Origin of the sequence: Streptomyces sp. NPDC005820, from assembly GCF_040630255.1 — a bacterium.
GTDB lineage: Bacteria > Actinomycetota > Actinomycetes > Streptomycetales > Streptomycetaceae > Streptomyces.
The window spans coordinates 168,701-178,918 of record NZ_JBEXXE010000004.1; the positions used below are offsets into that span (position 1 = coordinate 168,701).

Below are 10,218 nucleotides of genomic sequence, written 5' to 3' on the forward strand. Positions count from 1 at the left end.
ATCCCCGCGCTCACCGACGCCGAAGAGCTGACCTGCGACGTCCTCGTCATCGGCGGCGGCACCGCCGGCACCATGGCCGCCCTGACCGCCGCCGAGCAGGGCGCGGACGTGCTGCTCCTGGAGAAGGCGCACGTCCGCCACTCCGGCGCGCTCGCCATGGGCATGGACGGCGTCAACAACGCGGTGATCCCGGGCCGCGCCGAGCCCGACGACTACGTCGCCGAGATCACCCGCGCCAACGACGGCATCGTCGACCAGTCCACCGTCCGCCGGACCGCGACCCTCGGCTTCGCGATGGTGCAGCGGTTGGAGTCGTACGGCGTGAAGTTCGAGAAGGACGAGCACGGCGAGTACGCCGTCCGCCAGGTCCATCGCTCCGGCTCCTACGTCCTGCCGATGCCGGAGGGCAAGGACGTCAAGAAGGTGCTGTACCGGCAGCTGCGGCGGCGGGAGATGCGGGAGCGGATCCGCATCGAGAACCGGGTGATGCCGGTGCGGGTGCTGACCGCCGAGGGGCGGGCCGTGGGGGCGGCAGGCTTCCACACCCGCACGGGCGCGTTCGTCACCGTCCGCGCGGGTGCCGTGATCCTCGCGACCGGCGCCTGCGGCCGCCTCGGTCTGCCCGCCTCCGGCTACCTCTACGGCACGTACGAGAACCCGACCAACGCGGGCGACGGCTACGCCATGGCCTACCACGCGGGCGCCGAGCTCACCGGCATCGAGTGCTTCCAGATCAACCCGCTGATCAAGGACTACAACGGTCCCGCCTGCGCCTATGTCGCCAACCCCTTCGGCGGGTACCAGGTCAACCGGCACGGCGAGCGCTTCGTCGACTCCGACTACTGGTCGGGCCAGATGATGGCCGAGTTCGCGGCGGAGGTCGCGAGCGACCGCGGCCCGGTGTACCTGAAGCTGAGCCATCTCCCCGAGGAGTCGATCTCCGCCCTGGAGTCCATCCTCCACTCGACGGAGCGTCCGACGCGCGGCACCTTCCACTCCGGGCGGGGCCACGACTACCGCACGCACGACATCGAGATGCACATCTCCGAGATCGGCCTGTGCGGCGGCCACTCCGCCTCGGGCGTACGGGTCGACGACCACGCCCGTACGACCGTCCCCCGGCTGTACGCCGCCGGCGACCTGGCCTGCGTCCCGCACAACTACATGATCGGCGCGTTCGTCTTCGGCGACCTCGCGGGCGCCGACGCCGCCCAGTACGCGCCCTACACAGGGGAGTTGCCCGCCGAGCAGCTTCGGGAGGCGCACGAGCTGGTCTACCGCCCGCTGCGCAACCCGGACGGCCCGCCGCAGCCCCAGGTCGAGTACAAGCTGCGCCGCTTCGTGAACGACTACGTGTCCCCGCCGAAGTCGGGCGCGCGGCTGTCGCTGGCCCTGGAGGCCTTCGAGCGGATGCACGACGACATCGCGGGGATGGGCGCCCGCACCCCGCACGAACTGATGCGCTGCGCCGAGGTCACGTTCATCCGCGACTGCGCGGAGATGGCCGCGCGTGCCTCCCTGGCCCGTACGGAGTCCCGCTGGGGCCTCTACCACGATCGCCTCGACCATCCGGAACGCGACGACGCCTCCTGGTTCCACCATCTCGATCTGCACAAGTCCCCCTCCGGTGCGATGGAGTTCACGGCCCGTCCCGTGGCTCCCTATCTGGTTCCGGTCGACGGGTTCACGCCCGTGGGCGGCCCCTCCCGGCGGCTCGGCGAGGTCCACGCCGAGCAGGTGGCCACGGCCGGCTCGCGGGACCTGGCCCCGGTGGCCACGGGGCCGACGTCCGCCCGGGCCGTCGGGTCCGTGGACCACGGCGACCCGCGAGGGGTGGCCTCCCCCCGGCTCCTCGACCTGCTTGCGCTGGCCGAGGACGCACCCGAACTGGCCGCCCTGGAGCCCTACTTGACCGACGTCGACCCCGCGGTGCGCCGGACGGCGGTCTCGGTCCTCACCGAGACCGTGCCGCCCGGCAGCGGGCAGGCACTGGCCGCGGCCCTCGGCGACCCCGACGGCGAGGTCCGCGCCGCGGCGGCCGCCTCACTGCGCGAGCTGGTCGAGACGCTCCCCGCCGAGCCCGCCCTGGGCGACGCGCTCGCCGCCGCGCTCACCGTGGCGGACCCGGTGGTCCGCGCCGCCGCCCTGGACGTACTGCGCGCGCTGCGACTGGGCGACGCCGAGCAGTTCACCGCCGCGCTGGACGACCCCGACATCGCCGTCCGCATCGAGGCCGTACGGGCCCTCGTCTCGGTCGACGCGGTGGCGCCCCTGGCGCGGGCCGCCGACGACGCCTCCCGCGAGGTCCGCGTCACGGTGGCCAAGGCCCTGACCGGGGTGGGTACGGCCGGCCTGGCGCAGCCCGCCCGCGAGCTGCTCGGCGCCACCCTGGACCGGCTCACCGGGGACCCCGACGCCCTGGTGCGCGGAGCCGCCTACGGCGCGCTGGGCTCCGTGGGCTGCCCGGCCCCGCTCACCGCCCGTGCCGTGGCCGCGCTGGCCGACCCGGCCTGGCAGGTGCGGTCCGGTGCCGCGACGGCGCTGTCCGCCGCCGCGCCGGAACCCGCGGTGCCCGCGCTCGCCAAGGCCCTCGCGGACCCGAACGCCGACGTACGCAAGGCCGCGGTCCTGGCCCTCACCCGGCACCGCCACACCGGGGACGCCCGCGCGGCCCTGGCCACGGCCACGGCGGACTCGGACGCGGACGTCAGGGCGTACGCGGGACGGGCGTTGTGAAGCCGTAGCCCGACCTCAGCGGTCCGACCCGCCGTCCCGCCAACCCCGGTCCGGTCAGCCGAGTGCCTATATCCAGTCGTCCGGCTCGGGCTCCATGTCCATCTCGGGCCAGTGGTCATCGGACCGGGGCTCTGTGCCGGATCCAGGTCCGGCCCCGGCCACGACGCCGCCCGTCTCGCCGGCACCGGCACCGGCACCGGCACCGGCACCCGGAGCCTGCGCGCCGCCCAGCTCCGCCAGCGCCGCGATGACGCCCTCCCCGTACGTCGCGAGCTTCTTCTCGCCGACCCCGGTGATGCCGCCCAACTCCCGCACCGACGTGGGCCACGCGGTGACGATCTCCCGGAGTGTGGCGTCGTGGAAGATGACGTACGCCGGGACGCCCTGTTCGCGGGCCTGTTCGGCGCGCCAGGCGCGCAGTGCCTCGAAGGCGGGTTGCAGGTGTTCGGGCAGCTCGGCCGCGGCCGCCTTGGCCTTGCCCTTGCCCGTGGACGACGAGCCCGACGCCTTCGGCGTGGCCGGCCTCTTGGGCTCCTTGCGCAGCGGCACCTCCCGCTCGCGCCGCAGGACCTCTCCGCTGGTCTCGGTCAGCACCAGGGTGCCGTACTCCCCCTCGACCGAGAGGAGACCCTGTGCCAGCAACTGCCGGATGACGCCTCGCCATTCGCCCTCGGCGAGCTCCTCTCCGATGCCGAACACGGACAGCTGGTCGTGGTCGAACTGGATGACCTTGCCCGTGCGCTTGCCCAGCAGGATGTCGACGATCTGCACCGCGCCGAACTTCTGTCCGCGCTCCCGCTGCAGCCGTACCACCGTCGACAGCACCTTCTGGGCGGCGATCGTGCCGTCCCAGGTCTCCGGCGGGGCGACGCAGGTGTCGCAGTTGCCGCAGCCCGTCGCGTCGGGCTCCTGCCCGAAGTAGGCGAGAAGCTGGCCACGACGGCACTGGGCGGTCTCGCACAGCGCCAGCATGGAGTCCAGGTGGGCGGTGGCCCGCCGCCGGAACGCCTCGTCGCCCTCGCCGGACTGGATCAGCTTGCGCTGCTGTATGACGTCGTTGAGGCCGTAGGCCATCCAGGCCGTCGAGGGGAGGCCGTCACGGCCCGCGCGGCCGGTCTCCTGGTAGTAGCCCTCGATCGACTTGGGCAGGTCGAGGTGGGCGACGAAGCGGACGTCCGGCTTGTCGATGCCCATGCCGAAGGCGATGGTCGCGCACACGACCAGGCCCTCCTCCCGCAGGAAGCGCGCCTGGTGCGCCGCGCGGGTGCCGGCGTCCAGGCCCGCGTGGTACGGGACCGCCTCGACGCCGTTCTTCGAGAGGAACTCGGCGGTCTTCTCCACGGAGTTGCGCGAGAGGCAGTACACGATGCCCGCGTCGCCCGCGTGCTCCTCGCGCAGGAAGCCCAGCAGCTGCTTCTTGGGGTCGGCCTTGGGCACGATCCGGTACTGGATGTTGGGGCGGTCGAAGCTGGCCACGAAGTGCTGGGCGGCCGGCATGTTCAGCCGCTGGGTGAGCTCCTGGTGCGTCGCGTGGGTGGCCGTCGCGGTGAGCGCGATGCGCGGGACGTCCGGCCAGCGCTCCCCGAGCAGGGAGAGGGACAGATAGTCGGGACGGAAGTCGTGGCCCCACTGGGACACACAGTGCGCCTCGTCGATCGCGAAGACCGAGATCTTGCCGCGCGAGAGCAGATCCAGCGCGGAGTCCAGACGCAGCCGCTCCGGCGCCAGGTACAGCAGGTCCAGTTCGCCCGCGAGGAACTCGGCCTCGACCACGCGCCGCTCGTCGAAGTCCTGCGTGGAGTTCACGAACCCGGCGCGCACACCGAGCGCCCGGAGTGCGTCCACCTGGTCCTGCATGAGGGCGATCAGTGGCGAGACGACCACTCCCGTGCCCGGTCTGACCAGGGCCGGGATCTGGTAGCAGAGCGACTTGCCGCCGCCCGTCGGCATGAGGACGACCGCGTCCCCGCCGGCCACCACATGCTCGATGACCTCTTCCTGCTCGCCGCGGAAGGTCTCGTACCCGAAGACCCGGTGCAGCGTGGCCAGGGCCTCGCTCTCGGTCCGCCCCGGTGTCCCGGTGATCCCTGTCATCTCGCTGATCCCGCCCGTCCCGCCCATCGTCTCGTCCCCCGTACGTCGTCCCTCGACCACTGCCTCAACGATAGGGGTCCGGACTGACACCGCCGGAGTTATCCACAGGTCCACTCCCCTCACCCTGTGCATAACCTTCATCACTCGAACGTCAATACGAACTTGCGCGCGAACCCGAACACGCCTGCGGGCCCGGGCCCTCGGAAGCCGAGGGGCCGGGCCCGCCGTACGGACGCTGCGCGGGTCAGCGCACGAACACACCGGCCTGGTTCGCCAGATCCAGGAAGTACTGCGGCGCCACCCCGAGCACCAGCGTGACCGCGACGCCGACGCCGATCGCCGTCATCGTCAGCGGGGAGGGGACCGCGACGGTCGGGCCCTCGGGCTTCGGCTCACTGAAGAACATCAGCACGATCACGCGGATGTAGAAGAACGCGGCGATCGCCGACGAGATCACACCGACCACGACCAGCGGCCCGGCGCCGCCCTCGGCGGCCGCCTTGAACACGGCGAACTTCCCGGCGAACCCGGAGGTCAGCGGGATACCGGCGAAGGCCAGCAGGAACACCGCGAACACGGCCGCGACCAGCGGCGACCGCCGGCCCAGCCCCGCCCACTGGGACAGGTGCGTGGCCTCGCCCCCGGCGTCGCGCACCAGCGTGACCACGGCGAACGCGCCGATCGTCACGAAGGAGTACGCGGCCAGGTAGAACAGCACGGAGGAGACGCCGTCGGGGGTGGTCGCGATGACACCCGCGAGGATGAATCCGGCGTGCGCGATGGACGAGTACGCCAGCAGCCGCTTGATGTCGGTCTGGGTGATCGCGACGATCGCGCCGCCCAGCATGGTGATGATCGCGACGCCCCACATGACCGGCCGCCAGTCCCAGCGCAGGCCGGGCAGGACGACGTAGAGGACCCGCAGCAGCGCGCCGAACGCGGCCACCTTGGTCGCCGCGGCCATGAAGCCGGTGACCGGGGTGGGAGCGCCCTGGTAGACGTCCGGCGTCCACATGTGGAACGGCACGGCGCCGACCTTGAACAGCAGGCCCATGACGATCAGCGCGGTGCCGATGAGCAGCAGCGCGTCGTTGCCCATGGTGTCGGCGAGCGCCGGGTTCACGTTCTTGACGGTGCCGTCGACGACCTGGGAGATCGTCCCGTACGACACCGAGCCGGCGTAGCCGTAGAGCAGGGCGATGCCGAAGAGGGTGAACGCGGAGGCGAAGGCGCCGAGCAGGAAGTACTTGACCGCGGCCTCCTGCGACATGAGCCGCTTGCGGCGGGCCAGGGCGCACAGGAGATACAGCGGGAGCGAGAAGACTTCCAGGGCGATGAAGAGGGTCAGCAGGTCGTTGGCCGAGGGGAAGACCAGCATGCCGGCGACCGCGAAGAGCAGCAGCGGGAAGACCTCGGTGGTGGTGAAACCGGCCTTGACCGCGGCTTTCTCGCTGTCGCTGCCGGGCACCGAGGCCGCCTGGGCGGCGAAGGAGTCGACCCGGTTTCCGTGTGCCTCGGGGTCGAGGCGGCGTTCGGCGAAGGTGAAGAGGCCGACCAGGGCGGCCAGCAGGATCGTGCCCTGGAGGAAGAGGGCCGGTCCGTCGACCGCGATCGCGCCCATGGCGGCGATGCGCGCCTTCGTCGTGCCGTAGCCGTCGGCCGCGAGGGCGACGACCGCGGCGAACGCGGCGGCCAGTGCCACGACGGACACGAACAGCTGTGCGTAGTAGCGGTGCTTGCGCGGCACGAACGCCTCGACGAGCACCCCGACGATCGCCGCGCCCACGACGATCAAGGTGGGCGACAATTGCCCGTATTCGATCTTCGGCGTGCCGATCTTGGCGATCGGCTCGGCCGCCGTTGTCCACAGGCTGTGGACGGCTGATGCGCTCACTTGGCCGCCTCCACCTCGGGCCGGGGGTCCTTCTGATGTACGTCGGAGAGGGTCTGCTGGACCGCCGGGTTGACGATGTCCGTGAGCGGCTTCGGATAGACGCCCAGGAAGATCAGCAGCACGATCAGCGGGGCGACGACCGCGAGCTCACGCGCGCGGAGGTCGGGCATCGCGGAGACCTCGGCCTTCACCGGGCCCGTCATCGTCCGCTGGTAGAGGACGAGGGTGTAGAGCGCGGCGAGCACGATGCCGAAGGTGGCGATGATGCCGATGGCCGGGTAGCGCGAGAACGTGCCGACGAGGACCAGGAACTCGCTCACGAACGGTGCGAGCCCGGGCAGCGACAGCGTCGCCAGACCGCCGATCAGGAAGGTGCCGGCGAGCACCGGGGCGACCTTCTGCACACCGCCGTAGTCGGCGATGAGCCGCGAGCCGCGCCGGGAGATCAGGAAGCCGGCGACCAGCATCAGGGCGGCCGTCGAGATGCCGTGGTTGACCATGTAGAGCGTGGCGCCGGACTGGCCCTGGCTGGTCATCGCGAAGATGCCCATGATGATGAAGCCGAAGTGCGAGATAGACGCGTACGCCACCAGCCGCTTGATGTCGCGCTGGCCGACGGCGAGCAGCGCCCCGTAGACGATGCTGATCAGGGCCAGGACGAGGATGGCGGGCGTCGCCCACTTGCTGGCCTCCGGGAACAGCTGGAGGCAGAAGCGGAGCATCGCGAAGGTGCCCACCTTGTCGACGACCGCGGTGATGAGGACGGCGACCGGGGCGGTGGACTCCTGCATGGCGTTGGGCAGCCAGGTGTGCAGCGGCCACAGGGGCGCCTTCACCGCGAAGGCGAAGAAGAAGCCGAGGAACAGCCAGCGTTCGGTGTTCGTCGCCATGTCGAGCGTGCCGGCCGCGCGGGCCTGGGCGATCTCGGTGAGCGAGAAGCTCCCGGCGACCACGTACAGCCCGATCACGGCGGCCAGCATGATCAGGCCGCCGACCAGGTTGTAGAGCAGGAACTTCACGGCCGCGTACGACCGTTGCGTGGACGCCGCCTTTTCGCCGTGCTCGTGGGCGCGGTCGCCGAAGCCGCCGATGAGGAAGTACATCGGGATGAGCATGGCTTCGAAGAAGATGTAGAAGAGAAAGACGTCGGTGGCCTCGAAGGAGAGGATCACCATCGCCTCGACGGCCAGCATCAGGGCGAAGAAGCCCTGGGTGGGCCGCCAGCGCTTGCTGCCGGTCTCCAGCGGGTCGGCGTCGTGCCAGCCCGCCAGGATGATGAACGGGATCAGCAGGGCGGTGAGCGCGATCAGGGCGACCGCGATGCCGTCCACGCCGAGTTCGTAGCGGACCCCGAAGTCCGCGATCCAGGCGTGGGACTCGGTGAGCTGGTAGCGGCTGCCGTCCGGGTCGAAGCGCACCAGGACGGCGATCGCCAGGGCGAGTGTGCCCAGGGAGACGAGCAGGGCCAGCGTTTTGGCGGCGTTGCGCCGGGCGGCCGGGACGGCGGCCGTGGCCACCGCCCCGATCGCCGGGAGCGCGGCCGTCGCTGTCAGCAGAGGAAAGGACATCGGTATCAGACCGCCCTCATCAGCAGGGTCGCGGCGACGAGGAGCGCCGCACCGCCGAACATCGAGACCGCGTACGACCGCGCGAAGCCGTTCTGCAGTCGGCGCAGCCGTCCGGAGAGGCCGCCGACCGAGGCCGCCGTGCCGTTGACGACTCCGTCGACCAGGGTGTGGTCGACGTAGACCAGGGAGCGGGTGAGGTGCTCGCCGCCGCGGACCAGGACGACGTGGTTGAAGTCGTCCTGGAGCAGGTCGCGGCGGGCGGCCCGGGTGAGCAGCGACCCGCGCGGGGCGACGGCCGGGACCGGGCGGCGGCCGTACTGGGCGTAGGCGATGGCGACGCCGATGACCAGGCAGACCATGGTCGCGCCGGTGACCGTCGCCACGCTGAGCGGGGAGTCGCCCTCGCTGTGCCCGGTGACGGGTTCGAGCCAGTGCAGGAAGCGGTCGCCGATGCTGAAGAACCCGCCCGCGAAGACCGATCCGAAGGCCAGCACGATCATGGGGATCGTCATGACCTTGGGCGACTCGTGCGGGTGCGGCTCGTGGCCCTCGGCGTCGGGCTGCCAGCGCTTCTCGCCGAAGAACGTCATCAGCATCACGCGCGTCATGTAGTACGCCGTGATCGCCGCGCCGAGCAGGGCGCAGCCGCCGAGGATCCAGCCCTCGGTGCCGCCCTTGGCGAAGGCCGCCTCGATGATCTTGTCCTTGGAGAAGAAGCCGGACAGGCCAGGGAAGCCGATGATGGCGAGGTAGCCGAGGCCGAAGGTGATGAAGGTGACCGGCATGTACTTCCTCAGGCCGCCGTACTTACGCATGTCGACCTCGTCGTTCATGCCGTGCATGACGGAGCCGGCGCCGAGGAACAGCCCGGCCTTGAAGAAGCCGTGCGTCACCAGGTGCATGATCGCGAAGACGTAGCCGATGGGGCCGAGGCCGGCGGCCAGCACCATGTAGCCGATCTGCGACATGGTGGAGCCGGCCAGGGCCTTCTTGATGTCGTCCTTCGCGCAACCGACGATCGCACCGAACAGGAGCGTGACCGCTCCGACGACGGTGACGACGAGCTGGGCGTCGGGCGCGCCGTTGAAGATGGCCGCCGAGCGGACGATCAGATAGACGCCCGCGGTCACCATGGTCGCCGCGTGGATGAGGGCGGAGACCGGGGTCGGGCCCTCCATGGCGTCCCCGAGCCAGGACTGCAGCGGCACCTGGGCGGACTTGCCGCAGGCCGCGAGAAGCAGCATCAGGGCGATCGCGGTCAGCCTGCCCTCACTCGCGTCGCCCGCGATGCCCGGCTCCCCCTCGGACCCGAGCAGCGGGCCGAAGGCGAAGGTGCCGAAGGTGGTGAACATCAGCATGATGGCGATCGACAGGCCCATGTCGCCGACGCGGTTGACCAGGAAGGCCTTCTTCGCCGCGGTGGCCGCGCTGGGCTTGTGCTGCCAGAAGCCGATGAGCAGGTAGGAGGCGAGACCGACGCCTTCCCAGCCGACGTACAGCAGCAGGTAGTTGTCGGCGAGGACGAGCAGCAGCATCGCCGCGAGGAACAGGTTGAGGTAGCCGAAGAAGCGGCGGCGCCGCTCGTCGTGCTCCATGTACCCGACCGAGTACAGGTGGATCAGTGAGCCGACGCCGGTGATCAGCAGGACGAACGTCATCGACAGCTGGTCGAGGCGGAAGGCGACGTCCGCCTGGAAGCCCTCGACCGGGATCCAGGTGAACAGGTGCTGGGTGAGGGTCCGGTCGTCGGCGCTCCGGCTGAGGAGGTCGCCGAAGAGGACGAGGCCGAACACGAAGGAGGCGGCCGCGAGCAGCGTGCCGATCCAGTGGCCGACGGCGTCGAGCCGGCGGCCGCCGACCAGGAGGACGGCCGCTCCGAGCAGGGGCGCCGCGATCAGCAGCGCGATCAGGTTCTCCACGATTCTT

Annotated in this window: 5 protein-coding genes; 1 reads left to right on the forward strand and 4 read right to left on the reverse strand. The window is 71.0% G+C overall.

The window, feature by feature from the left end; genetic code table 11:
- Entirely contained in the window at positions 1 to 2,736 is a 2,736-nt protein-coding gene (locus ABZ464_RS06605; RefSeq protein ID WP_359272245.1) for a fumarate reductase/succinate dehydrogenase flavoprotein subunit, read from the forward strand.
- Positions 2,737 to 2,802: 66 nt separating this feature from the next.
- Here ABZ464_RS06605 and recQ read toward each other — a convergent pair whose 3' ends face one another.
- The 4 genes from recQ to nuoL form a co-directional block, all read right to left on the reverse strand.
- A complete protein-coding gene (recQ, locus tag ABZ464_RS06610; protein ID WP_359272248.1) occupies positions 2,803 to 4,857 on the reverse strand; it encodes a DNA helicase RecQ in 2,055 nt (684 codons plus the stop codon).
- A gap of 217 nt (positions 4,858 to 5,074) precedes the next feature.
- Positions 5,075 to 6,724 carry an NADH-quinone oxidoreductase subunit NuoN gene (nuoN, locus tag ABZ464_RS06615; RefSeq protein ID WP_359271818.1) on the reverse strand — a complete coding sequence of 550 codons (1,650 nt, stop codon included), beginning with the start codon at positions 6,722 to 6,724 and terminating at the stop codon, positions 5,075 to 5,077.
- Positions 6,721 to 8,292, reverse strand: a complete 1,572-nt coding sequence (locus ABZ464_RS06620) for an NADH-quinone oxidoreductase subunit M (protein ID WP_359271821.1) — start codon at positions 8,290 to 8,292, stop codon at positions 6,721 to 6,723. Before ABZ464_RS06620 ends, nuoN begins: the two co-directional genes overlap by 4 nt.
- Before the next feature lie 5 nt (positions 8,293 to 8,297).
- Positions 8,298 to 10,211, reverse strand: a complete 1,914-nt coding sequence (nuoL, locus tag ABZ464_RS06625) for an NADH-quinone oxidoreductase subunit L (RefSeq protein WP_359271824.1) — start codon at positions 10,209 to 10,211, stop codon at positions 8,298 to 8,300.
- Positions 10,212 to 10,218: the final 7 nt, after the last annotated feature.

Excerpts from the sequence above, each read along its gene's own strand:
- recQ (WP_359272248.1), bottom strand. The coding sequence starts at position 4,857 with ATGGGCGGGACGGGCGGGATCAGCGAGATGACAGGGATCACCGGGACA.
- ABZ464_RS06620 (WP_359271821.1), bottom strand. The coding sequence starts at position 8,292 with ATGTCCTTTCCTCTGCTGACAGCGACGGCCGCGCTCCCGGCGATCGGG.